Annotated in this window: 32 protein-coding genes; 16 read left to right on the forward strand and 16 right to left on the reverse strand. The window is 50.1% G+C overall.

What is annotated here, in order from left to right; translation table 11 throughout:
* Positions 1-7 precede the first annotated feature (7 nt).
* Together paaI and L103DPR2_RS12870 are read right to left on the reverse strand one after the other, a co-directional pair.
* Complete coding sequence (paaI, locus tag L103DPR2_RS12865; RefSeq protein ID WP_055362050.1) at positions 8-472, reverse strand: hydroxyphenylacetyl-CoA thioesterase PaaI; 465 nt, start codon at positions 470-472, stop codon at positions 8-10.
* Between the two features lie 2 nt (positions 473-474).
* On the reverse strand, positions 475-1278 hold the full coding sequence (locus L103DPR2_RS12870; RefSeq protein ID WP_055361435.1) for an enoyl-CoA hydratase-related protein: 804 nt from the start codon (positions 1276-1278) through the stop codon (positions 475-477).
* A 146-nt stretch (positions 1279-1424) separates the two neighbouring features.
* Here L103DPR2_RS12870 and L103DPR2_RS12875 point away from each other — a divergent pair, with 146 nt between their 5' ends.
* Both L103DPR2_RS12875 and L103DPR2_RS12880 read left to right on the forward strand, forming a co-directional pair.
* Positions 1425-2204, forward strand: coding sequence for an enoyl-CoA hydratase (locus tag L103DPR2_RS12875; protein WP_055361436.1), 780 nt, complete (start codon positions 1425-1427; stop codon positions 2202-2204).
* Between the two features lie 13 nt (positions 2205-2217).
* Positions 2218-3546: an MATE family efflux transporter gene (locus L103DPR2_RS12880; protein ID WP_055361437.1), complete on the forward strand. Its 1329-nt coding sequence runs from the start codon at positions 2218-2220 to the stop codon at positions 3544-3546.
* Positions 3547-3604: 58 nt separating this feature from the next.
* Here the strand turns inward: L103DPR2_RS12880 and L103DPR2_RS12885 are convergent, their stop codons facing one another.
* From L103DPR2_RS12885 to L103DPR2_RS12895, 3 genes are read right to left on the reverse strand one after another with little or no spacing between them, the layout of a single operon-like run.
* Positions 3605-4612, reverse strand: coding sequence for an asparaginase (locus tag L103DPR2_RS12885; protein WP_055361438.1), 1008 nt, complete (start codon positions 4610-4612; stop codon positions 3605-3607).
* Between the two features lie 11 nt (positions 4613-4623).
* The gene (locus tag L103DPR2_RS12890; protein ID WP_055362051.1) at positions 4624-5391 is read right to left on the reverse strand and encodes a formylglycine-generating enzyme family protein; all 768 of its coding nucleotides are present in this window, start codon (positions 5389-5391) and stop codon (positions 4624-4626) included.
* A 37-nt stretch (positions 5392-5428) separates the two neighbouring features.
* On the reverse strand, positions 5429-5641 hold the full coding sequence (locus L103DPR2_RS12895) for a hypothetical protein (protein ID WP_156339910.1): 213 nt from the start codon (positions 5639-5641) through the stop codon (positions 5429-5431).
* Between the two features lie 112 nt (positions 5642-5753).
* Between L103DPR2_RS12895 and L103DPR2_RS12900 the strand changes: the two genes are divergently transcribed.
* From L103DPR2_RS12900 to L103DPR2_RS12920, 5 genes are all read left to right on the forward strand, one after another.
* Positions 5754-6266, forward strand: a complete 513-nt coding sequence (locus L103DPR2_RS12900) for a hypothetical protein (protein WP_055361440.1) — start codon at positions 5754-5756, stop codon at positions 6264-6266.
* 60 nt (positions 6267-6326) lie between these two features.
* A complete protein-coding gene (locus L103DPR2_RS12905) occupies positions 6327-6665 on the forward strand; it encodes a hypothetical protein (protein ID WP_055361441.1) in 339 nt (112 codons plus the stop codon).
* A 70-nt stretch (positions 6666-6735) separates the two neighbouring features.
* A complete protein-coding gene (gene modA, locus L103DPR2_RS12910; RefSeq protein WP_055362052.1) occupies positions 6736-7500 on the forward strand; it encodes a molybdate ABC transporter substrate-binding protein in 765 nt (254 codons plus the stop codon).
* 93 nt (positions 7501-7593) lie between these two features.
* Positions 7594-9675, forward strand: coding sequence for a TonB-dependent receptor (locus L103DPR2_RS12915; protein WP_055361442.1), 2082 nt, complete (start codon positions 7594-7596; stop codon positions 9673-9675).
* 95 nt (positions 9676-9770) lie between these two features.
* Positions 9771-10316: a carboxymuconolactone decarboxylase family protein gene (locus L103DPR2_RS12920; protein ID WP_055361443.1), complete on the forward strand. Its 546-nt coding sequence runs from the start codon at positions 9771-9773 to the stop codon at positions 10314-10316.
* Between the two features lie 5 nt (positions 10317-10321).
* Here the strand turns inward: L103DPR2_RS12920 and L103DPR2_RS12925 are convergent, their stop codons facing one another.
* Positions 10322-11302 carry a tripartite tricarboxylate transporter substrate binding protein gene (locus L103DPR2_RS12925; RefSeq protein ID WP_055361444.1) on the reverse strand — a complete coding sequence of 327 codons (981 nt, stop codon included), beginning with the start codon at positions 11300-11302 and terminating at the stop codon, positions 10322-10324.
* Between the two features lie 73 nt (positions 11303-11375).
* Positions 11376-11522, reverse strand: a complete 147-nt coding sequence (locus tag L103DPR2_RS14340) for a hypothetical protein (protein WP_156339911.1) — start codon at positions 11520-11522, stop codon at positions 11376-11378.
* Positions 11523-11715: 193 nt separating this feature from the next.
* Here L103DPR2_RS14340 and L103DPR2_RS12930 point away from each other — a divergent pair, with 193 nt between their 5' ends.
* The 3 genes from L103DPR2_RS12930 (at position 11716) to L103DPR2_RS12940 (ending at position 13856) form a co-directional block, all read left to right on the forward strand.
* A complete protein-coding gene (locus L103DPR2_RS12930) occupies positions 11716-12219 on the forward strand; it encodes a DinB family protein (protein ID WP_197274877.1) in 504 nt (167 codons plus the stop codon).
* Positions 12216-13373, forward strand: coding sequence for a M48 family metallopeptidase (locus L103DPR2_RS12935; RefSeq protein WP_055361446.1), 1158 nt, complete (start codon positions 12216-12218; stop codon positions 13371-13373). The genes L103DPR2_RS12930 and L103DPR2_RS12935 overlap by 4 nt, the downstream gene beginning before the upstream one ends.
* Before the next feature lie 75 nt (positions 13374-13448).
* Positions 13449-13856, forward strand: a complete 408-nt coding sequence (locus L103DPR2_RS12940) for an SRPBCC family protein (RefSeq protein WP_055361447.1) — start codon at positions 13449-13451, stop codon at positions 13854-13856.
* 20 nt (positions 13857-13876) lie between these two features.
* Here L103DPR2_RS12940 and L103DPR2_RS12945 read toward each other — a convergent pair whose 3' ends face one another.
* The 5 genes from L103DPR2_RS12945 to L103DPR2_RS12960 all read right to left on the reverse strand — a co-directional run bounded on the left by L103DPR2_RS12945 (position 13877) and on the right by L103DPR2_RS12960 (position 18124).
* Complete coding sequence (locus L103DPR2_RS12945; RefSeq protein WP_082466821.1) at positions 13877-14761, reverse strand: SAM-dependent methyltransferase; 885 nt, start codon at positions 14759-14761, stop codon at positions 13877-13879.
* Positions 14762-14870: 109 nt separating this feature from the next.
* Positions 14871-16709 carry a S8 family peptidase gene (locus L103DPR2_RS12950; protein WP_197274878.1) on the reverse strand — a complete coding sequence of 613 codons (1839 nt, stop codon included), beginning with the start codon at positions 16707-16709 and terminating at the stop codon, positions 14871-14873.
* Between the two features lie 167 nt (positions 16710-16876).
* Complete coding sequence (locus L103DPR2_RS14425) at positions 16877-17350, reverse strand: SRPBCC family protein (protein WP_335337959.1); 474 nt, start codon at positions 17348-17350, stop codon at positions 16877-16879.
* Positions 17344-17820: an SRPBCC domain-containing protein gene (locus tag L103DPR2_RS14430; protein WP_197274880.1), complete on the reverse strand. Its 477-nt coding sequence runs from the start codon at positions 17818-17820 to the stop codon at positions 17344-17346. Before L103DPR2_RS14430 ends, L103DPR2_RS14425 begins: the two co-directional genes overlap by 7 nt.
* Before the next feature lie 22 nt (positions 17821-17842).
* Positions 17843-18124 carry a cupin domain-containing protein gene (locus tag L103DPR2_RS12960; RefSeq protein ID WP_055361450.1) on the reverse strand — a complete coding sequence of 94 codons (282 nt, stop codon included), beginning with the start codon at positions 18122-18124 and terminating at the stop codon, positions 17843-17845.
* A gap of 51 nt (positions 18125-18175) precedes the next feature.
* Between L103DPR2_RS12960 and L103DPR2_RS12965 the strand changes: the two genes are divergently transcribed.
* Genes L103DPR2_RS12965 through L103DPR2_RS12980 form a run of 4 tightly spaced genes read left to right on the forward strand, consistent with a single transcriptional unit; the run spans position 18176 to position 20529 of the window.
* Entirely contained in the window at positions 18176-19144 is a 969-nt protein-coding gene (locus L103DPR2_RS12965; protein WP_055361451.1) for a Gfo/Idh/MocA family protein, read from the forward strand.
* Between the two features lie 11 nt (positions 19145-19155).
* Positions 19156-19668 (forward strand): GNAT family N-acetyltransferase, encoded by a 513-nt coding sequence (locus tag L103DPR2_RS12970; protein ID WP_055361452.1) that lies wholly within the window; start codon positions 19156-19158, stop codon positions 19666-19668.
* Positions 19661-20053 (forward strand): GFA family protein, encoded by a 393-nt coding sequence (locus L103DPR2_RS12975; protein ID WP_055361453.1) that lies wholly within the window; start codon positions 19661-19663, stop codon positions 20051-20053. The genes L103DPR2_RS12970 and L103DPR2_RS12975 overlap by 8 nt, the downstream gene beginning before the upstream one ends.
* A gap of 50 nt (positions 20054-20103) precedes the next feature.
* Positions 20104-20529, forward strand: a complete 426-nt coding sequence (locus L103DPR2_RS12980; protein WP_156339912.1) for a GNAT family acetyltransferase — start codon at positions 20104-20106, stop codon at positions 20527-20529.
* Here the strand turns inward: L103DPR2_RS12980 and L103DPR2_RS12985 are convergent.
* The 4 genes from L103DPR2_RS12985 to L103DPR2_RS13000 all read right to left on the reverse strand — a co-directional run bounded on the left by L103DPR2_RS12985 (position 20524) and on the right by L103DPR2_RS13000 (position 22701).
* Entirely contained in the window at positions 20524-20931 is a 408-nt protein-coding gene (locus tag L103DPR2_RS12985; RefSeq protein WP_055361454.1) for a glyoxalase/bleomycin resistance/dioxygenase family protein, read from the reverse strand. The two genes, L103DPR2_RS12980 and L103DPR2_RS12985, sit on opposite strands and share 6 nt — an antisense overlap.
* Positions 20932-21209: 278 nt before the next feature.
* Positions 21210-21623, reverse strand: coding sequence for a DUF2306 domain-containing protein (locus L103DPR2_RS12990; RefSeq protein WP_055362054.1), 414 nt, complete (start codon positions 21621-21623; stop codon positions 21210-21212).
* Positions 21624-21679: 56 nt separating this feature from the next.
* A complete protein-coding gene (locus L103DPR2_RS12995) occupies positions 21680-21985 on the reverse strand; it encodes a hypothetical protein (protein WP_055361455.1) in 306 nt (101 codons plus the stop codon).
* A gap of 323 nt (positions 21986-22308) precedes the next feature.
* Positions 22309-22701, reverse strand: a complete 393-nt coding sequence (locus tag L103DPR2_RS13000) for a YkvA family protein (RefSeq protein WP_055362055.1) — start codon at positions 22699-22701, stop codon at positions 22309-22311.
* A gap of 323 nt (positions 22702-23024) precedes the next feature.
* On the opposite strand from L103DPR2_RS13000, the gene L103DPR2_RS13005 reads away from it, so the two are divergent.
* Together L103DPR2_RS13005 and L103DPR2_RS13010 are read left to right on the forward strand one after the other, a co-directional pair.
* On the forward strand, positions 23025-23336 hold the full coding sequence (locus tag L103DPR2_RS13005) for a hypothetical protein (RefSeq protein WP_156339913.1): 312 nt from the start codon (positions 23025-23027) through the stop codon (positions 23334-23336).
* 15 nt (positions 23337-23351) lie between these two features.
* On the forward strand, positions 23352-23681 hold the full coding sequence (locus L103DPR2_RS13010; protein WP_055361457.1) for a GYD domain-containing protein: 330 nt from the start codon (positions 23352-23354) through the stop codon (positions 23679-23681).
* Positions 23682-23694 lie beyond the last annotated feature (13 nt).

The following is a 23694-nucleotide window of genomic DNA, read 5'->3' on the forward strand; positions in this document are numbered from 1 at the left end:
TCCAAATTTATTCGGGGATCACGGTACCTGGAATCTGCGCGCTCTTGCCGCGGAACATGGCAATGACCTCGCCCTTTTGGTTGGTCACTTTCATGTCGTAAATGCCGTGACGGCCACTCAGTGTTTGTTCTTGTCCTACACAAGTGAGCACATCGCCCAATTGGCCGGATTTTAAAAATTCAATGCTGCATCCTGCTGCCACAGCCACCTTGTTGTAGCTGTTGCAGGCGAAGGCAAAGGTGGAGTCGGCCAAGGTGAAGATGAAACCGCCATGGCAAATTTTGTGACCGTTCAAATGAAGTTCTTTGACTTCCATGCGAATGACGGCGCGGCCAGGTTCGCAGGAAATGAGTTCCATGCCCATGGTGTCTTTGCTGGCCGTGTCGACTGCAAACATCGACACGCCCACTTGCTTGGCCAACTCGATGGCGGCTTGTGAAGGGGCTGCTACAGGATTTGCATACGTGCTCATGTTCATTCGCCTTTAAATTGCGCGGGGCGCTTTTCCAAAAAGGCTTTCACGCCTTCAAAGTAATCGTGCGTTTTGCCCAGCGCCGATTGCGCATCGCGCTCTTGGTCCAGCTGCTCAGACAAGCTGCGGGTGTGCGCGCCCATCATGAGTTTGCGCGTGGCCACCAAAGCCTTGGTGGGCATGACGGCCAATTTTTCGGCCATGGCCATGGCCGCGGCCAATGCGTCATCGGCCACATCCCAAATCACGCCCCACTCTTTGGCTTGTTGTGCGCCCAATTTGTCGCCCGTCATGGCCAAGGCCAACGCGCGAGGCATGCCCAAGCGTTCGACCAACAACCAACTGCTGCCGGCATCAGGGATCAAGCCAATCTTGCTAAAGGCCTGAATGAAGCTGGCATTGGGTGAGGCAATGGCAATGTCGCAGGCCATGGCGATTGAGGCGCCCGCGCCAGCCGCGACGCCATTGACCGCCGCAATGATGGGCATGCGCAGCGATTGAATGCGGCGCGTGCTGGGATTGAAGGCTTGGTCAATGATGGGGCCGGGATCAGAGCGCTTTACCATGTCGGGGCCGGGCGTGAAATCAAATTCAGACAAATCGGCACCGGCGCAAAATCCGCGGCCTGCACCTGTCAGCACCACGGCGCGAATTTCTGGATCGGCTTCCGCTTGATCAAATGCCACCCACAGGTCATGGTGCATTTGACGGGTGAAACTGTTCAGTGCCTGCGGACGGTTGAGCGTGACCAAGGCCACGGCACCGCGTTTTTCGAAGGTCACAGATAAAGTGCTGTCTTGGGTCATGGTCTAAGCCCTGCTTGTGCGCCAAAAGGTCAAAATGTACCATTAACCGACCGATCGGTTGGTTAATGTTTTCCCTTGATTTTGGGCCTATTTTCATCCCGTTATAGTCAGGGGTAACGACATTCAACCCCCATTGGAGAACTGTTTTGGCCTACGAAAACATAGAAGTCCGCACAGAAGGCGGCAAAGTTGGCATCGTCACCCTGAATCGCCCCAAGGCTCTGAACGCCTTGAACGGTCCTTTGATGGACGAGTTGGGTGCTGCTTTAAAGGCCTTTGACGCCGACGAAGCCATCGGCTGCATCATCGTCACCGGCAGCGAAAAAGCCTTTGCCGCCGGCGCCGACATCTCGGCCATGGCCAAGCACAACTTCAACGACGTCTACAAACAAGACTTCATCACCCGCAACTGGGAAACGATTCGCAGCATTCGAAAGCCAGTCATTGCCGCCGTCAGCGGTTTTGCATTGGGTGGCGGTTGCGAGTTGGCCATGATGTGCGACTTCATCATTGCCGCCGACAACGCCAAGTTTGGTCAGCCTGAAATCAAACTGGGCATCATTCCTGGTGCAGGCGGTACGCAACGTTTGCCCCGCGCCATTGGCAAATCCAAAGCCATGGACCTGGTGCTCACAGGCCGCATGATGGACGCCACGGAAGCCGAACGTTCAGGTTTGGTCAGCCGCGTGGTGCCCACCGACAAACTGATGGAAGAAACATTGGGCGCTGCATTGCTGATTTGCAGCATGGGCCAATTGGCAGTGATGGCCGCCAAAGAAAGCGTGAACCGCGCCTTCGAAAGCGGCCTCACCGATGGCGTGATGTTTGAGCGCCGTTTGTTCCACGCCATGTTTGCCACGGACGATCAAAAAGAAGGCATGGACGCGTTTTTGAACAAGCGCGCACCCAACTTCACACACCGCTGATCAGCCTTTACTTTTGCAACACGCACTGACCACCGCGCCCATCGTTCCAACGATCTGGCGCTTAGCGTTGCCCAACGGCTTGGCCATGACGGCCGCCGCCTTGGTCAGCATTGCCGAGACTTGGTACGTTGGCCAATTGGGCATCATGCCCTTGGCTGGCATGGCACTGGTTTTTCCATTGGTCATGTTGCAACAAATGCTGTCGGCAGGCTCGATGGGGGGTGGCATCACCTCGGCTGTGAGCCGCGCCATGGGCGCGAACAACTTGGAGAAAGCCAATGCATTGGTGTTACACGCCGCCATCATTGGTTTGAGCATTGGCCTGTTGTTCACGGTGGTGTTTTCGCTCTTCAGTGAGTTCATTTTCAGCGCACTGGGCGGCAAGGGCGAGGCGCTTGCGCAATGCTTGTTGTATGCACATGTTGCGTTTGCCGGTTCTATCAGTGTTTGGCTCACCAATGGCTTGGCTTCTGTGATTCGCGGGTCTGGCAATATGCGCACCCCCTCCAAAGCTTTGCTCATCACATGCTTGGTCCAGGTGGTCTTGAGCGCAGTTCTAGGTCTGGGCTTCGGGCCGGTGCCCAGCTTTGGCATGGTGGGTATTGCGACGGGTTTCTTGATTGCTTTTACGGGCAGTGCACTTTACTTTCTTTGGTTTCTGCGCTCAGAAAACAGCACCCTTCGTTTGAACTTCCACAGTCCGCTGTCTAAAGAATTGTTTGTGGACATCCTCAAAGTGGGCGGCATGTCCAGCATTTCCTCTGTGCTGACCGTGGCCACCATTTTGGTGGTGACGCGTTTGATTGCCAACTTTGGCCCTGAATCTTTGGCGGGTTATGGTATCGGCACACGCCTGGAATTTTTGTTGGTACCCATCACCTTCTCCTTTGGCGTTGCATGCTTGCCCATGGTGGGCATGGCCTTGGGTGCCAAGCTTGTGGCGCGCGCCAAAAAGGTGGCTTGGACTGGCGCCATGATGGCTGCTTCCTTGGTGGGTTGCATCGGTTTGGTCGTGATGCTGTGGCCGGGCTTGTGGGCCAATTTGTTCAGCAGCAACCCCTTGGTCTTGGCCAGCGCAAGCCAATACTTTCTGACGGTGGGGCCTTGTTATGGTTTCTTCGCATTGGGCTTGTGCCTGTACTTTGCATCACAAGGTGCTGGTAAGTTGTGGGGACCCATCATGGCGGGCACCTTCCGCTTGGTGACGGTTGCCGCAGGTGGCGTCTGGTTATCGCAGAACAATGGCACGGCAGACCAGATGTTCGTGGTCATTGCAGCCGGCATGGTCAGCTATGGCGTGCTCACCGCTTTGACCGTTTGGAAAACCAACTGGGCGCGATAAAAAGCAAAAGCCACCTCGGTGGTGGCTCTCAAGCTTTCAAGCTTTCAGGCCTTGTCATTCAAGCCGTTTGAATTTTGAAGATGGGGCGACGCTCGCCCACATTCAAACCTTTGATGTTCTTCAAGGCATGCGCGCGCCAAGGCAAGAGTTCTTCACGCTGCTTGGCATCCAACCATCCCAATTGGTCCAAGGCCTCAATGGTGGCCGCAAACAAAGCGGGCTTGTTGCCATCGGCAATTTTCAGTGCCAAGGCTTGCCCACGTGAACGGCTGCCGATCACTTGAACGCCATCAGCGCCCACCTTGCTCACCCAGTCGCCGCGGCCAACACGCATCAAATCAGCATCGCTGCGGCCCGTACCTGACACCAACTCAGGATGCGCCGTCATGGCTTCGCCCAACAACTTCAAACTTGCACCATAGACATCGTCTGCTTCGGGCTTGGCCAGACGCGCATAGCTGCGCGCCAAATTGGACAAAGGCACCGCAAAGTTGGGTGCCGAGCAACCATCGATGCCCCATCCCATGTCTTCGGATGCAACACCAGTGACATCGGCCACGGCTTTGCGAACTTGTTGCTGCAAAGGATGTTCAAGTTCGGTATAGCTTTCTTTGGCCACGCCATGCAATGAACAGTAAGCCAAAAATCCACTGTGCTTGCCGCTGCAGTTGTGGTGACGTTCGTCCACCACAAAGCCCTCAGGCAGGGGTTGATCGTTGAAACTGAAACGGTAGGGCACGTGACAGCCGCAACGCAACTGTTGGTAAGTGTTGCCACTCTTTTGCAGGATCGATGAAACTTGCTCTACGTGCATGTCTTCACCGTTGTGACTGGCGCACATCACCGCCAACTCTTTGGATGTCAAGGCCAGTTGTTGTGCGCCACCACTTTGAATCAAGGGCAAGGCTTGAAGCGCTTTCAAAGTAGAGCGTGTGAAGCACAGCCAATGGGGATTGCCCACATGCGCCACGACGCGGCCCTGAGTGTCGGTCACCGCCAAAGCCCCCAAGTGCAAGCATTCCGAAATGCCGTTGCGGGTCAGTTCAATCATGGGGGAGAAATTCATAGAACCTCAATTCAGTTGTCTTGTACACATCGGAATCCAATGTAACCCACCCGTGTGTCTTTGGGTTTGGTGGCCACATCCGATTCTATTTGGCGATCGGCGTCATACCACCATGAGCCCCCGCGCGTGATTTTTTCTGAGCCTTGACCGGTGTCAACCCACTCCCAGACATTGCCGCCCATGTCAAACAAACCATTGACACCTGGCGATGTGGTCATCACTGGCACATGGCCTACCCCGCGCCAAAGGGCACCTTGTGGCGCAGTGCCTTGATAGTTTCCACAGCCATTTAAACAGTGGCTTTTATGTGCACTTTGACCGTTTGGATAGGTATAACGCTGCCCTTTTTGAAAGCCCGTTGGCGGCTGATCGCGCTGCTCCAAATACGCGGCCTTCACCCACTCATGGTCTTTGGGTAAACGTTTGCCCTGAAATCGACACATTTGCTGCGCTTCTTCAAACGTGAGGTGCACAGCAGGTTCGTTGTCTTGCGCCAATTTGCCAAAAGGGGCTCGCCAAGTCCAACCCGCTTTTTGAGTCCACCCAGCTTCATAAATGAAGCCACCCCGCTCCTTTTCAGCTTGACTGACAAATCCTGTTTGATGGGCATATTGCTTAACCTGCCCAACACTCACTTCGTGCACATCCCAAATCAGGCCATGAACACGCACTTGGGGTGCCCAATCCTTTGCCAAAGCTTGAGCGGTCACAAAACCGGCATGTCCAGCAGACAGCAAGATCAAGGAGATTTTGAGCAAAGTGCCAATGAAAGAAGTCATGTCAAAAATGTCGTTAACAACATGCGTTGAATGCAAATTATTTTTTCAAAACTTCACGCTCTTTTTCATATCGGTCGTAATTGGGCAACGCAGCAGGTGTTTGGGTGGTGCCCGTGGTCTTGGTTTTCTCAGCACCTCGAATGCCTTCGTAGACAGACTGGCTCGACACAAAAGCACAGGCTTGTAAACCTGCAACGGCCAAAGCAAGCGCAATCAGTCGCATTTGGAAGTTTGTATTGAAATGGGACATGACAAAAAACACCAGAAAAAAGGCTTATTTAAACGATGTGTAAAGTTTGACCGAATTTAACCTAAGTGACTAGAATGAGCTGAGCCATCACTCAATTGGAAAAGGTCATACGTTGGCACGCAAACCTTTGGTTACGGCACAAGAACTCGAAGCACTGCTTTCAAAACCAGTGGCTGATACGCGCACGGTTGACCCCTATTTCCCCCTTCGGTTGGCCATCCTCACCTTTTTCTCTGCCCTTTGGTTTTTGCGCCTCACGCTCTATACCAATGAAGTCGCCAACGACCTCTTCTCCAATCCAGATGTGCGCGATTACATGATGCCTGCCCTTTATTTCAGGGCTTGGATTCTTTTTGTGTTCATGTCGGTGGGCGTGTGGTCCTACAAAAACGGCAAATACCCCGCCATTCTGTTTGGTCTGCTCTTTGTGGCCAGCCTGTTCAATTTGATGTTCGATGTCACCGTCTTTTATGCTGAAAAGCTAGAGCAGCGTGATGTTCGCATTACCTTTGTCATCATTGGACGGCTTGTGATCTCGTACATCTTGTATATTTCCATGCGCCGAGCCCACCGCATTCCTTCAGGGCGCGACAAATGGAATGTATTTTTACCCTTTAAAAAGTAAACCATTGCGCCGGGTCAAACGTTAGAGACTTAGTTAGCGCCTGATCCACCGGAGACTGCCATGAAAAAATTAATTGCCCTTGCCCTCATCCTCATGACCTTGAGTGTTTCTGCCATGGCGCAACACGGCCATGCACATCGCCACGGTCATGGCCCATGGGTTCGGGGTTACGGCAGTGGTTGGGGCTGGGGTGTACCTGCGGTCATCGGTGGTTTGTTGGTCTACGAAGCCGTCAAACAGCCCACCTATGTTCAGCAACCGGTGTATGTGCAACAACAGCCTGTCATTGTTCAGCAACAGCCAACTTACACCACATCCTCTAACCCCACCTGCACCCCTTGGACTGAAGTTCAATCGTCCGATGGCACCATCACTCGTACGCGCACCTGCACGCAATAAATCCATCAGTGGCTTTAACTAAGCCCTTTTGAGGCTGCAGTGTTCACGACAGGTCATTGATAACATGGGCATGCTTTACAAAACACCAGCCTACAAGCTTCTGAGCACATTGCTTGTAGCATGCGTGATGAGCTCAGGCAGCCATGCAGCCGAGGTCTTGGTGGCCGTCGCTGCCAATTTTGCAGCGCCGATGCAAAAAATTGCGCCTCTGTTTGAAAAAGATACCGGACACAAGGTCATCCTTTCTTTCGGCGCAACAGGTAGCTTTTACGCGCAAATCAAAAACGGTGGCCCCTTTCAAATCCTGTTGTCTGCCGACGATGAAACGCCTCTGAAATTAGAAAAAGAAGGCCTAGGCATCGTTGGTTCTCGGTTTACCTACGCCACCGGCAAATTGGTACTTTGGAGCAAGCAATCTGGCAAGGTCGATGACGCAGGGCAAATTCTCAAAGCTGGGAGTTTTCAACGCTTGGCCATGGCCAATCCCAAACTGTCACCCTACGGTATGGCAGCGCATGAAACCTTGACGAAGTTGGACCTCTTGCAAACGGTGCAACCCAAAATTGTGCAAGGCGACAACATTGCGCAAACCTACCAATTTGTTTTCACCGAGAATGCCCAGCTTGGCTTTGTCGCGCTGTCACAGGTCTTTGCAGATGGCAAGATTGCACAAGGGTCTGCGTGGGTCGTGCCCTCGCATTTGCACAGCCCATTGCAACAAGACGCCCTGCTTCTCAACCCAGGCAAAAACAAGCCAGCCGCTGAAGCGCTGATGAATTACCTCAAATCAGACAAAGCCAAAAACATCATTCGGGCGTTTGGCTACGAGATCTAAACACCCATTGAATTGAGCCACCTTCCAGTGTGAAATTTTCTCCTTCACCTGCCGTTATGATCTTTTTTAAATTCTTCACACTGAGATGGGCCCATGAAATTCAAGCAGCCATGGCTTTACGCGCTGACCACATTACTCTCACTCAGCGCTCAAGCGCAATCTGATGAGCGCAGCGGCACGGTTGAAATTCGCGCAAAAGCAGAAAACCTGATGGGCACTGCCAGTGCAAGCAGTGAGGGACTTGTTTCTGCAGGACGCATTGCTGCCTTGCCCATCTTGCGGCCAGGCGAAGTCTTAGAGATGGTGCCCGGTCTGATCGTGACGCAGCATGCCGGGGATGGCAAAGCCAATCAGTATTTTTTGCGCGGCTTCAACTTAGACCACGGCACTGACTTTGCAACCACGGTCAATGGCGTGCCAGTCAACATGCCGACCCATGCCCATGGTCAGGGCTACACCGATTTGAACTTTCTCATCCCCGAATTGGTCGAGCAGATCGCCTACAAAAAAGGACCTTATTCAGCCTCTGAGGGAGATTTTTCTGCAGCAGGCGCTGCCCGCATTGACTACCTTCAAAGAATGCAGGGGCACTTGGCCGACATCACAGGTGGGGCTCATGGTTACCGACGCATCTTGTTGGCAGGATCACCGCAAAGCCTCAACGGCCAAGTCCTCTACGGCCTGGAAATTTTCAGAAACGATGGACCTTGGGTGGTGCCAGAGAACTATCAAAAATACAACGGCGTCTTAAGTTACAGCGATGGCACTCGCACCAACGGCTTCAACATCACCGGCATGGTCTACAAGAGCCGATGGACCTCAACCGATCAAATTCCGCTTAGAGCTGTCAATCAAGGATCTCTCGATCGGTTTGGCTCACTCGACCCCAGCACAGGCGGTGAAACCCACCGCTACAGCCTGTCGAGTCAATGGACTCAAACCACCCTAGACCGGCAAGCCAAGGCCAAGGTGTGGGCTTTGCAATCTGCACTCGATTTGTGGTCCAACTTTGAATACTGCATGAGCAGCATTCAAGCAACTGGCAACTGTGCAGCCAGCGATCAATTCAAGCAAGCTGAACAACGAAAGGCCTTGGGTTTTGGTTTTTCTGAGGCACGTTACAACGCATTGAACTGGGGTCAGAATACCTATGACACAGCGATGACATGGGGCCTCGATGGTCGCACCGATCGCATCAGCCCCATTGGTTTGTACAAAACCACGCAAAGAAAATTAACCGACACCGTGCGCGAGGATCGTGTCATACAAAACAGCATCGCACTGTGGACACAACACGAAACTCGTTGGACCTCTCAATTTCGGAGCATTGTGGGCGCTAGAGCTGACTTTTACCAATTCGATGTTCAATCCAATATCGCAGTCAATTCAGGTCATGCAAAAGACCGGCAACTGTCGCCCAAACTGAACCTGATCTACACACCCCAAAGCAACTTCGAGGTCTACGCCAATTACGGGACTGGCTTTCACTCGAATGATGCACGCGGCACCACCATCACGGTGGACCCCACCGACAAAACAACAGCCGTCACCAAAGTCGACCCCTTGGTGAAAGCCATTGGCTCGGAGTTAGGATTTCGCACTGAACTGGTTCCAGGTTGGCATTCCAGTTTGGCGCTTTGGAAATTGAACATGGCCTCTGAACTTTTGTTCATCGGTGATGCTGGGACTACCGAGCCCAGTGCGCCCTCGAAGCGCTACGGTTTGGAATGGAACAATTTCTATGCGCTCTCCTCAACTTCCAGCTTGGATTTTGATGTGGCCTGGGCGCATGCAAGATTTGTCAATGCGCAAGGGCCCTCAAGTTACATCCCAGGCGCTGTCAGTGCTACGGCCAACATCGGACTGAGCGTCGACAACATGGGACCTTGGTTTGGTTCCATCCGCTTTCGATACTTTGGGCCGAGGCCGCTGACGGAGGATGGCGGCATCAAGTCCGGCGCCACTTCTTTAATGAACCTCAGAGCCGGTTACAAGCTAAGCCCTCAAAGCAAACTGAGCATCGATGTTTACAACCTGTTGAATCAAAAAGCCAATGACATTGAATATGCCTACGCATCACAATTGGCGCAAGAAGCCTCACCCGTGATGGACCGACACATTCATCCGATAGAACCCAGAATGTTGCGAGTCACCTTGACCCATCGGTTCCAATGAATGGCCACTCAAGCTCATAAGGTGCTCATCATTTATGATGGTGCACTCTCAATGGGTGACACCCTTCTAACCTAACTCAGCACAAGGCAAGCATCATGCGCATCCCCGACTGGACCCCCGAACAACTGGCTCAACCCCAAGCTTTGGTCGATGCCATCTTGGCCCGCCGTGGCGGCGCACTGCTCAACCTCGACAAAGCACTGCTGTGGAGCGAGCCTGTGGCCTCGGGTTGGAATGTTTATTTGCGCAATGTACGGACTGGACTGTCTGCATCACGCCAATTGTGTGAACTGGGCATTTGCACGGTGGCATTGCTCACGGGTGCGCATTACGAATACCACCATCATGCCCCCGATTTTCTGAAGGCGGGTGGTACGCAAGCTGAATTGGATGCGCTTAAGCGTGCCGTAGAAGCGCAGCCCGCCGATGGTGTAACCGATGCCGCTTTCGATGAAATGTCGCAATGGGTGGTGCAATACGCCGCTCAAATGACACAGCGCGTCAAAGTGGATGACGCGCTGTTCAAGAAATTGCAATCTCGCTTAAGCACCACTGAGATTGTGGAGCTCACCACCGCTATAGCCACCTACAACATGGTGGCCCGGTTTTTAGTGGCGCTTCAAATTACGCCTGAAGAATAAGCGCATCAATCTGGCTTGATGCCGTTGTCTCGGACCACTTTGGCCCAGACATCAATTTGCTTGTCGATGAAAGTTTTGGCTTTATCGACACTGCCACCAGAAATATCAATGCCTTGCGCACTGAGTTTGTGAGCCACGTCGGGGTTGTGCAACACCTTGTTGAGCTCTTCGTTCATGCGCTTCACGATGTCGGGGGGTGTTTTGGCAGAAGCCAATACTGCCCACCAAGCTGGGGCCTCAAAACCTGGAAAGCCCGCTTCGGCAATGGTGGGTACATCGGGAAACTCTGCCACGCGTTTGGAAGAAGTGACCGCCAGGGGTCGGATGCGCTTGTTGTCGATGTGGGGCTTGCTTAAGAAAACAGTGCCCATGGCCAAGGGCACGTGGCCCGCAACAGCATCGGTCATGAGAGGGCCACCGCCTTTGTAGGGAATGTGGTTGAACTCCATGTTGCCATTCTTGCCCAGCAAAGCCATGGCCAAGTGACCTAAGCTGCCATTGCCAATGGTGCCAAATGACACATTCTTTTTTGCTTTGGCTGCGGCCACCACATCGGCAAAGGTTTTGTACTCATTGCCCACGTTGGAAGTCAGCACCATGGCCGAGGTGCCCACCAACACCAAAGGCACGATGTCCTTTTTGCTGTCGTAGGGCATGTTGGGTATCAGGCTTTGGTTCACACCGTGCGTATCAAAGACCACGGCGAAGGTGTAGCCATCTGCAGGTGCCGACAACATGCTGGAAGTGCCAATGACGCCTGATGCACCGCCTTTGTTTTCCACAATGATGCTTTGACCCAACTGCTGGGACAACACGGGCGCAATGATGCGCGCCACCTGATCCACAGAACCGCCAGGCGGAAACACCGCAACCAGTTTGATGGGTTGTTTGGTGGGCCAGGCTTGAGACATGGCCACAGCAGGCAAGAAAGCTGCTATCAGCAGCAGAGATTTGACAAAAGAGCGGGAGCTTTGTTGCGCATTCATGTTGAGAGATCCTTTCTCTCGATCCTAGTGTCTGCCATCTTGCTGCAGACAGGTATTAACCCTAGTTTTACGCTTAACTGCCAGTCCACGGCACCGTGACAGGCGTCTCTGGTTTCTCATTGAGTTGTTTGTTGAACCGGGGCAAGCTGAGAACTGAATCAAAGACCAACAGGTAGGTGGCAATGCACACCAAAATAAGCACGAAGTGATGCGGACGCATTGAAATTCCTTTGATATGCATCCTATTTTTTGCCAGATGAAATTTCAATTCTACGAACGTCCTAGAACCTTATATGGGTTGTAAGCCCAGAACAATATATGCAGTACGCTAACTGCATTGGTAAAAAGGCAATCTTTGACTGTTCATAATGCTTGCTGAAGAATTTTTTGTATGAACCCTAAGGGGAATGGACATGATTTCAGCCAAATACGCTCAAGCCTTTGCCCGTTACAACCGTTGGCAAAACGCGTCCCTGATGGCCGCGGCAGATCTGCTCTCAGAGGCGCAGCGCCAACACAATGCCGGCGCCTTCTTTGGCTCCATCCTGGGTACGCTGAGCCATATCCTTTGGGGTGACTCGGCCTGGATGAATCGTCTGACGCAAACGCCCTTCACTCCCACCCCCATCGATGAATCGGGTCGACTTTGGAGAGATTGGTCGGCCTACAAAATAGCGCGTGTTGCCATGGACGAACGAATCATTGAATGGGCTTATTCGGTGGACGACAGTTTTTTCAAAAAAGATCTCACTTACATCACTGCCAAGGGCATTCAAGTCACAAAGCCACTAGACCTGGTCGTGATGCACATCTTCAACCACCAAACCCATCACCGGGGTCAGGCTCATTGCTTGTTGACGCAGTTTGGCGCCAAGACAGCCGATACTGACATTTTGATTTACAGAGAAAACACATGAGCTTTGACGTTCAAGCCGCAACAGACAATTACATCAACGCCCTAGGGCCAGAAGCCCTGGCCAAGGCAACCGCTTACACCTCTGGGTCGCATTGGACCATGCTGTGGGGCTTCCTCATTTCGACAGCAGTGGCCTGGTTGGTGATCAAGCTGAAAGTGCTCGACAAGATTGAAGGAAAGCTGAGCCACAGAAGCCTTTGGTTTCGTTCGTTTGCGATCAGTGCCGCCTACCTAGTCTTGTCCTCCTTGCTCGTACTCCCATGGACGTTGTATGCCGATTGGTGGCGTGAGCTGGCTTACGGAAAAACAAACCAGCCTTTGTCTGATTTCTTAAGCCAAGGTTTTGTGATGCTGATCATCTCTTCACTTTTTGGCGGCTTGTTTTTATCGGGGATCTACTTTTGTATCCGACGTCTGGGCACTTACTGGTGGGCTTGGTCTGGAGGCGTGGCAGCTGTCGCCGTGACAAGCATGATGCTGATCGGTCCCATTTGGATCGAACCGCTGTTCAACAAGTACACACCCTTGCCGCAAGGTGAGGTACGTGAAGCGCTTGAGGTGTTGGCCAAACAAGCCAACATTCAACCCGACCGAATCTTTGTCTACGACGGTTCAAGACAATCCAATCGATTTACCGCCAATGTCTCTGGCCTAGGTTCGAGCGCGCGAATTGCCATCTCAGATGTGGCGCTCACATCGGCATCTTTGGACGAAGTCAAAGCGGTAACTGGACATGAAATTGGCCACTACGTATCGGATCACATCTGGAATTTGATCGGCACAGCCGTTTTGATGTCGATGATTTTCTTTTACCTCTCCAATGCCATGTTCATGAAAGTGGCGAACCTCATGGGCGCCAAGGCCAGCATTGCAGAACCTCGAGGGGTGGCCGTCTTGCTGGTATGCATCTCTTTTTTAAGTTTGTTGGCACAACCTGTCACCAACTACGTGATTCGACTGGGTGAAACAGAAGCTGACCAATATTCTTATAAGGCTGTGAATCTGCCAGATGCCATGGCCTCTGCGCTGGTTAAAACGGCAGAATACAGAGATCCGCGGCCGCATCCTTTGCAAGAGCTGATTTTTTACACGCATCCCTCTGTTGAGAAACGTGTGAAAGCCGCCATGGAATGGAAAGCGCAACATTCAAACTAAGGTTTGCGCCATTGGCATCCAACTGAATCTCATTTATAAATCGATCAAAGTTCAAACCATTCAAACAGGTACACCATGAACATTACCGTTGAAACCACTGTTCACGCCCCAATCGACAAAGTGTGGACGGCATACACCACACCCGATGACATCGTTCAATGGAATGCGGCCTCAGATGACTGGCATACCACTTCTGCCAGCGTAGAGTTGCGAGTGGGGGGACAGTTTTCTTCGCGCATGGAAGCCAAAGATGGCAGTTTTGGATTTGATTTTGCAGGGACCTATACCAAGATTGTTCCCAATGAATGCATTGAGTACCAATTTGGAGACCGCTCTGCTTCAGTTGAATTTATTCAAACAGACAAGGGTGTGAAGGTTCGCATCAGCTTCGTTGCGGAGGAAGAGCATTCCGTTGAGCAACAACAAGAAGGCTGGCTGGCCATTTTGAACCGCTTCGCCAAACACGTTGAGAATAAGCATTGATTTCCTAAGTCGGCACTAGATCAATCTTTTTGCCGACGTCCTTCAATGTTGACAGGCAAGGGCTGAATGTCCAGCATGCCATAGGGTCCCACCACCTCGCCAGTCAGTGCATCGTCTTTGACTTGGGCCTTGACCGACTTCAACTGGCCCTCAGAGTTCACAAAACTGAAATGCAACGCATTGCCGTGAATGCGCGCACCCAATAGCGTTTGCTGTTTTCCTTGATGGTCCAAGATGCCGCCAATCCTCTGATGCACTTGCACCAATTTCAAGCTTGCGGGTATTTTTCCGTCGATCCCAGAGACAGACCAAACACCAGACACCTTGGCAGGCACAGTCCAAAAATAACCTGTCCCGTTGCCAACACGTATCACTTCGTCAGGCTCCCAATCCCCCATCGAAAATGTGTTGGACAAAATGCGTGTACCAGGCTTCATGTTCAACAAAGTGGGTCGCAATTGGGCATTCAATTCTTCCAACAGATACAGCGTCACCACGCTGGCCTTTGAAAAGTCTTCTTTGAAAATATCACCATGAACAATGTTGACACGACTGGCAACGCCAGCACGTTGCGCATTGCGGTTGGCCAAAGCCGCTAACTCTTTGTTGTATTCAATGCCCCAAGCACGTGCGCCAAATTGTTTGGCAGCCGCAATGGGAATTTTTCCGTCGCCCGCACCCAAGTCAACCAGTTCATCGTCGGGGCCTACTTTGGCAGCTTCCAGCATTTTGTAGACCAAATCGTCACTGGTGGGCAGCCACATCACATCCTTGCCCATCTGTCCGCGTTTAGGGACATAGGTTTCTGGCAGGATGGTGCTGCAAGCTTGCAAGCCTAAGGCGATGCAGAGGATGAAAGCGCGAAATAAAGTTGGGGACTTAGACCCAAGGCGAGTGTCCGTCATAAAACCATCATTGCAATACTGAATGGCTCTGAATGTACACAAATCAAGAAATCCGTGTCATGTCATGAAAGTAAAACCTTGATGGCTCATGAGTTCATGGACATGTGGCTTACTGCATGGCTGTGGTCATCGCTTTGCCTGGGTGAATTAACTTGCGACGACCATCTGGTGTTGCTTCTGCAGTGTTCTGAATCAAGGCAATCACTTGCTCAGGCTTTAAGGCCGGTTTGACTGCCAAAATTTTGGCGGCCAAGTTTGCCACATTGGGTGAGGCCATGGATGTACCCGACAAAGCCACGCGTGCACCACCGGGTAAATAGCTGTCCACTTGGTAGCCATTTGCGTGAACTTTGACTGTGGGACCATAACTGGTGAAAGGTGCCTCATCACCTGCTTTGTCTACAGCACCGACAGTCAGTAAGTTGGGTAAGACAATGCTTGATGGGATAAATTCACCAAAAGAAGAATCCGAGTTGCTGTTACCCGCAGCTGAGATGAACAAAATTTCAGGCGCACTCGAAAAAGCTTTGATCAAAGCTTTCTTTTCAATTTCAAAATAAGTACGAGCTAGCTTTTGGCGTTCTTCTGTGGTTTTGCCAATGCCACATTGCTCAAGGCTGTCCTCAATTCCCTTGACGTTGCCGCCCCAGCTCATGTTGACCACGCGTACTTTGTTTCTCTTGAAAAAGTCGACATAGGCTTGGTGCGCTAGAGCACCACGCTGTGCCAGTGCCATGCTGGGACAAGGATTGGGTTGCAATTTGTAATCAAACGAAATGCGCGCGTTCAACAAACGCGCCCAAGGATTTCCTTCTACCGCGATACCCGCTACGTGGGTGCCGTGGACATAATTGCCCACAAGGCCCAGTTGCTCCATGGTTGATTTGAATTGTTCTGGCTTGAGCGAGGACAGTTGCTTCTTAACTTCCGATGCTTCAGCACTGTCAATGTTGGATTGCAAATCGGAAAAGCCCTTGGTACGAGACAGCATGGCAGGCAATTCTGAATGCATCTCCTTAGGAATGGGGTACAGCGCATGCTTTGAAGGTTTGGCCTCTAAATCAAAGGCAATGGTGGCTGGTTTTCCCTTGGCATCTTTTAGCAATTGCTGGGGAAATAATTGACTGTCAACGCCACTGTCCCACACAGCCACATGCACTGGCTTGTAATTGCCTGATGTAGGAAGCGAGATATTGCGTGCTGCCCAAATGTCGGCCTTTTCAATCTTGTTTCGGTCTAGATAGGCACTGTAAGTGGTAATCAAAGTTTGCTTCAATGGCACAGCAGTTTCCAATGCGTAGCGCACAAAGATCAAATCTGCCACGATGTCAGAACTGATATTGCCATTGTTCTTGTCCACTGTCTTTTGGAGCACATCTTTGACATTGCCCAACAACTGCCCTTCGCCGATCACTTCTGCGCTGGCTTTGTAAGATTTAATGTCATTGGAAATCACCGAATAAGGATGTATTGAAAGCTCCTTATCGATGAACTGGCTGACTTCTGCAAAGTACTCTGGCGTATTGAGAGTTCCTGTTTTCTTGACAGCAGCCACCATAGCGCGCAGACGCAAAGCCGACAGCAGCTTGTCCGCAGGCTTTTCCTCTAAAGCTCTCACTTTTTCTGCTTTGATCAACGCTTCATCGTAATTTCCCAGCAGAAAGTCGAGCAGCATGATGGTTTGCAGATAACGGCGGTGTGCTGCTTTGTCGGAAATATCATATTTAGCCAAAACGCCTTCCATGTCCTCCCGAACTTTGAGCGTCGTCTTGGCAAATAAAGCTTTGTCTCTGACGATCTTCTCAAGTGGCTCCGACAGGGTGTAAGTGAATCTGGGAAGGTCGGCTTCTTTTTCTATGCGCTGCTTGTCTGCTGCAAAACAAAAAGCACTGATAGACAGCGCCACGACGGCAAACAAGGTTCTTTGGGCAATGCGACGTTTTAACATTTGGATCTCAAAAACAACAATGCCCAATGTTAAACATTGGGCATTGCTAAGTGTCAACTTCTTTTTAAGGGTGCAGGTAGAAAACAATGAACAATGCGCCACTTGTTGGCGCATTTTCATTTCGGTCAAGTGGGCCGAGTTGACGAGGCGGATCTGAGTACAGATATTTAACCTAGCAATGCCTCAAGCTTGTCAAAACTGCCGGTCCATCCCATGGACATGCCAGCTCTTTCATTGACAAATTGAAGGATGTCTTCTGGGGTGGACTGCTCCGGCGTCCAGCGAAGTGTGAGTCGGCTTGTATGCGCATCTTCAGGAGCCAAATCAATGCGCGTGTTCATTTCCAGAGGCCAATTGGAAAAGAAAACAGGCCGAATGACTTGCTCGTTGGCATCGCAAAATTGCTGGGTATAAACAATGCGATGCGACGGGCTCAACTCAAGGTATCTGACCAACCCGTACATAGGCTCACCCCCGTTGAAAGACATCTCATAAAAAGAGGTTTCATTCAAGGATGCTGCCGTTCTAATAAACTTCATGGACGCGCCAGTGGGCGGTAGCCACTGTGAAAGCTGCTTGGGTTGCGAACACATCTCGTACAGTCGATCGACAGGTGCATTGAAAGTTCTGGCAATTAAAATATGTCCTGCCCTGTGGTCTTTTTGACAAGGAACTCACCCAATCGATCCCAAGTGGTTTCACCTCCAGCTTGACGGATGTGCCCCTTCATTTCATGTGCAATCTCAGCTGAGGCAAACGCCATTTCCATGGTCATTTCAGTTAGGCCCTGCAGTTCATTAAACTGCACAGTCACCCTGAACAAAGGTGGACGATCTTTGTGGCCCCCGTGGTCGTACACCAAGCGCTCCATAGGGACCACGTCGAGGTATTGGGTTGTGTTTTCATAATCAGTACCGTCGGGCCCATGCATCGTGTAATGCCAGTGCCCGCCCGATCTAAGGTCACGATCATGCACGGTCAACGTAAATCCACGAGGACCCCACCACTGCGAAATTTGTTCGGGTGTAGCCCATGCTTCCCATACAGCTTGTAGTGGTGCGTCATAAATGCGGTTGATCGCGATGACGTTGGATTTTGGGTGAGTCGCCATTTGGATTTATCGATTGAATTGCTTATGACTTTCGTGCGACCCAGAAGGTAGCGCCATTGGGACCATATTGCTCTGCGTGCTCAGTTCCACGGGGGATGAAAAAGCCTTGTCCCGCTTCAAATGTTTGCGCACCTGTCGCAAGGGTTAATTTCACTTGACCTGTGGCCACCTGAACTCTGGCATCAAAGGGGTGTGTGTGCTTTTCAATGACCAGATTGGGGGCCCACTCTTTTTTAATGATCTCGTCGAAGCCGTCGTCCATGGCTTGGGTTGAAAAATCATTGAAGTTGGCGTGTGACTTCATGGTTTATTCTTTCATCAGATACGTTAAGCTCAGGTTGATCTGGAGGCTTTTATGACACACAAATTTGCAATCATCGGGCTCGGCATCATGGGACGGCGCATGCTTGAAAACGTGATGCGCCACCCTGAATTTGAAGTAAGTGGCCTATGGGACCCCTCGGCTGACGCTATTGCCAAAACACGCCTCATCTTACCAAATGCGCCCATTACGCAAAGCCCCCAGGAGGCCATGAAAGGCGCAAACGTGGTGTACTTGGCTTGTCCACCAGCTCCTCGCAAAACTTATGCGTTAGAAGCCGCAGCCAACGGGCAAGGTGTGTTCATGGAAAAACCCTTGGGCACGGACAATGCACAAAGCCGCGACCTCTTGAAACAATTGGAAAAGGCGCGCTTGCCTAGCGTGGTGAACTTCACGCAAGCAGCCTCTCGTGGCTTTGAAGAATTGACCCGCGCCATACAAGCTGGCGAGGTCGGTGAATTGCTGGGCATTGACATCGTGGTGAACTACCCCGCTTGGCCTCGGGCGTGGCAAAAGGAAGCCGACTGGTTGCGCTTTCGTCATGAGGGCGGCTACACACGCGAAGTCATTTCGCATTTCTTGTTTTTAGCTGGCCGCTATTTAGGCCCATTGAAACTTCAGTATGCGTCACCTCGCTATCCTCAAGACCCCTCTCTGTGTGAGTTGGACATGCTGGCCAGACTGACCACGGAAGATGGCAGTCCCGTCACTGTGATGGCCACCACCGGTGGCATGCAACCAGACCGACAAGAAGTGACAGTGCGTGGTAGTCGAATGAACTTTCAATTCAGAGAGTTTTTTCAGCTGTGGTGCTCAGATGGCGGCCCTTGGAAAGAGGCCGTGGACTGGTCGAAAGAAGACCCACGCGCAAGCGCGTTGCAACGCCAATTGGATGAAGTAGACAAGTGGCTTAAAGGACAAGCTCACAAGTTGGCTACTGCACAAGAAGCTTTGGCAGTTCAAGAGTTGGTGGAGGCCATGCTTCAAGGACATCCCAATTAATCATTTGAAATATGAAACTTGAAATTCGCATTGACGATCTATCAACCGAGACATCGCAATCCATCGTTCGTGAGCACTTGGCTGGCATGATGGCAAACACCCCTATCGAAAGCGTCCATGCACTTCCTCTAGAAAAACTTCGGAGGCCATCCATTACCTTTTGGACAGCTTGGATGGGCGATGATCTTTGCGGCTGTGGGGCGCTGCAAATGCTGAATCCCGAACATGGGGAAGTTAAATCTATGCGAACGCGTCAAAGGTTTTTAAGACAAGGCGTAGGTCAAGCCATGTTGCTGCACATCATCAATGAAGCCACGGCACGTGGGATGAATCGTTTAAGCCTTGAGACTGGTTCATCGGAAGATTTTGCTGCAGCCAGATCCATGTATTACAGGCATGGGTTTGAAATCTGCGGGCCATTTGGCGATTACAAATTAGATCCTCTAAGTGTGTTTATGACCAAACAGCTATCGCCTGTGCCAAAATCTGAATCACTTTCTGTATTGGATCTGAAAAATGATTGAAGGCTCTTGTTTGTGTGGCTCAGTCACTTGGCAATTGGATGGCCAACCTGATGGCGCCACTGCCTGTAATTGCACGGCATGTCGAAGGTACGGAACTCTATGGGCGTATGGCTATGTCGATGAAGACATCCGGACGCAAGGTGAAACACGTGCCTATGTTCGTCACAATGCCGTATTGGAATTTCACTTCTGCCCCAAGTGCGGATGCATGGCTTTTTGGCGTGGTCTAGGAGCGGACGAAACTGGCAAAACTCGCATTGCTGTGAATTTAAGACTGGCTGAGCCAGGCGTTGTGGCTCAAATTCCAATCGATCATTTTGATGGTTTGGACACTTTCACAGACATGCCGCGAGATGGAAAGTGCGTTGCCGATTATTGGTCCTAGTGAGAATCTGAAAACAGTTTTAAGATTCTGGATACCACTTAGTTCATTCAATGAAAACCATGCCAACAATACGTCAATATGCAGATGCCACTGACCGAATTCAAGTTGTTGAACTATGGCGTAATGTCTTCGGCTACGAAACTGCACACAACGAACCCAACCTGGCCATTTCAAAAAAAATCGCCATCAACGATGGTTTGTTTTTTGTTGCAGTTGAAAACGAAGCTATCGCTGGCACGATCATGGCGGGCTACGACGGGCATCGTGGATGGTTGTATTCTGTGGCGGTAGATCCTGGCAAACGACTCCATGGTTTAGGCAGTGCACTCGTTCACCATGCTGAAAAAGCACTGGCTGAATTGGGTTGCATGAAAGTCAATCTTCAACTGCTGGATACCAATGAAGCAACTGCCGCTTTTTATAAATCGATTGGCTACGCAGTTGAACCTCGTGTGAGTATGGGTAAATTGTTATAACGAGCTGTCCAGCTGCTTAAATTGAATCACATTACCTTCTGGGTCACAGCCATCTAAAACAACATAGCCACGAATACGCCAAGCTTGCTTGAGAGGTTTGAGATAGCCACCATTCACTTTAGCGGCGGCTCGAACAATCTCTAGGTCATCTACGACAAATACAGGCTTTAAGGCAACATCATCTCGCTTAATGGGCGGCGACTCAATTTCGATGCTGTCTGCATATGCTTTTGAAATGGCATGAACCACAACTTCGTGGTTTTGTCCTACCAAGAGATCATGCGTTTTATCGGAAGCTTCAAGCTTCAGTCCCAAAGCTTGCTGATAAAACAATGAAACTTGTTCTACATTTTTTGCAAAAATGCACAAAGCTTGCAAGGGTGACTGATTTTTCTTGGCCATTTGCTGTCCGAGGAATGGATAAAGTTGTTTTTATACCCGATAAGAAACCAAACTTAACGTGCATACCAGTTGAAGCAGGCAGCTCAAGTTGGCAATTCAGCGTATTGTGGCAATGCGTCTTGAATCTCATACCAAGAAGCCTTTGAAGCAACATAGATGTGATGATCTGGTTTGCAACTGGGTTCATCTTTTACGACACAGACTGCAATGGCAGAAAAAATCGTACTTGAAGTCATCTGGGATTTCAGATTGAATGACGCGACACACGCGATTTGTTTCTAGTTCATCAGCCCCAAATACGACCAAACAATGCCACCTAGATAGCGACTTGGAAGCAATGTAAAAATTCCTGCGCCAATACAAGCGCCCAGATACAAACCCACCATTGCTTTGCGATGTTTTTCAATCTCTTTCATAGCCAAGGCTCTGAACGCGTAAACAAGCCAAAAAGCTGTAAACGGAACCAATAAATGTATAGGTGTGTAGCCCCATATATTTGGCAACCCATAGTCTCTAATGAAGATGGCTGAAAGGGCAGAGACGATCATCATCGTTACCCAGCCATATCCAATGGCCCGGTGAATCCAAGGTCGTTTTGTTTGACCCAAACGAGCCCACATAGCAATAGGACCGATCACCAAAGCAGTCAAAGTTGCAGATAGATGAACGGCAATGACTGGACTCATTTGCATAGAAATCTTTTCCAACTAATGTAGACATAGTCTACCCAAGGTGTCAGGTCAAAAAATCAATGCTTGCGTAACTTTTCCCTTATTACTATCAAGCCTTTGGGCTCACTACTGAACCAAAACCAAGCTGTGTCTGTTCCACCTTTGCGTAAGACCCACTGATAAACATTGAGATAAATTACGCTCAAGCCAACAAGATTTACGGCTAAAGCGGCAAGTCCAAAAAAGACATAAGCAAACAACTTGGCGTATGAGATATTGGGTGCCAAATCTTGTGCCGCTACAACAATCAGCCCTGCAATCAGAAAACCAGCAAGGAACAACTTGGCAAGATATTTAAAGGGGTGGCGATTTGAATTGATCATAAAAAGTTGAACAGCGATCAAGTATTACTATGAGTCTGAAGCATTCACTTGAGCGAGTCAAGGAATTTTGCAGTATTGGCCAAACACTAATCTCCACGTAAGGCGATACTTGCCGACCCAGATTAATTTTCTAGTTCAACAGCCACAAAAGCGACCCAATAACGCCACCTAGATAGTGACTTGGCAGCATTGTAAAAACGCCTGCGCCAATACAAGCGCCACAGTACAAGCCTAACATCGCTTTTCGGTGTTTGACAAACTATGTCTATGTAATTTACTAAGGGTCGAATACCAAAAAATTTACCCTCAATTTCTGTAAACGATTAAATCCATTGGTTGAATTGCTTTAACAAAAGTACCAAGCAGAACAACCAAATCACCAAAACAAAAAGGAGGCCGACATAGCTCTTTGGTTTTGCTTGATTGCTATTGATCCGTTCAACTGCTTGTTCCCGCGCTTGTCTCATCACATCAACTGGAATCAATTTCAAAGCGAGCCAGATCAAAACAGGAACAATGATCAAATCATCCAAATAGCCTAATACCGGTATGAAATCTGGTATCAAGTCAATCGGACTTAAAGCGTAGGCAACAGCGCAAAAAGATACAAGCTTTGCCCAAATAGATATGCTTGGATACTTTAGAGCAAACCACACAGCAAGCACATCAAATTTGAGTGCTTTAGCCCATGCAGTGATTTTTGGAAATAAGTTCAATCTAGCCTTCAATTGTCAAAGTTCACAATCACGGCATCCACGCTGAATACAACTTAGGACAACAGTATTTACTTAGCCGCGTGGAGAGCGTTTTCTAATCCAATCAGCATAGCAAGAAACTTTGTCCAAAAGTTCTAATGGTGTAAAGATTGATCTTTTAAGTCAATTTTGAGTCATCGCCAAACGACCTCTGAAATTTAATATGACCCAGGAAAACCCTTGTTAAATGATTTCCAAAAGCTATTTCATTTCTAAAGTGCTAGCGTTAAATTGAAACCCGTGGATTAACACCACATGCACTTCTTTATCCGGAGGAACTTTAAATGGGACAAATAATTTCACAAGCAGTATTTAAACCCAATCCAGGCGCTGACATGGCCAAGTTCATGGGCTTCGTGTCTGAGAGCGTTGCCATCTGGCGCAAACACGGGGCAGATGTATCAATATGGGCCGTGTCAACAGGCGAAGTAGGCAACATGGTATTTGCCGCTCGCTTTGACAGCTATGAAGCCTACGGTAAGTGTGTAGACGCAGTCTATGGTGATCCAGCATTTCAAGATTGGTCTGCTCGCGCAACTGGCAGCGGATTGAGCAGTTGGGTACGAAGCAACTTAGCTCGTCAATTACCTATTTAATTAAGGAGACACATCATGGCTTTATATCTAGTTCGTTCTCGCTACACCACCACAGCTTTCCAGGGCATGCTTGCTGCCCCCAGCGATAGAGGAGATGCTGCAAAAGCGCTTTTCAAATCCTTGGGACTTAAAACTCATGAAGTATTGTTTTCAATTTCAAATGGCAGCATCGTTTGTTTAATTGAAGGAACTGCTGAACAAATTACCGAAGCACAAATGATCACGATGGCAAGTGGTGCCTTCCAAGAAATTCAAGTAGAAGAATTAGTTTCAACCAAAGCGATGAGATCTGCTATGGCAAACGCTGGTACAAAAGCTGCCAAATACAAGGCACCCAATAAATAATAGACTGCTGGCA

Origin of the sequence: Limnohabitans sp. 103DPR2 (genome assembly GCF_001412575.1) — a bacterium.
Lineage (GTDB): Bacteria > Pseudomonadota > Gammaproteobacteria > Burkholderiales > Burkholderiaceae_C > Limnohabitans_A.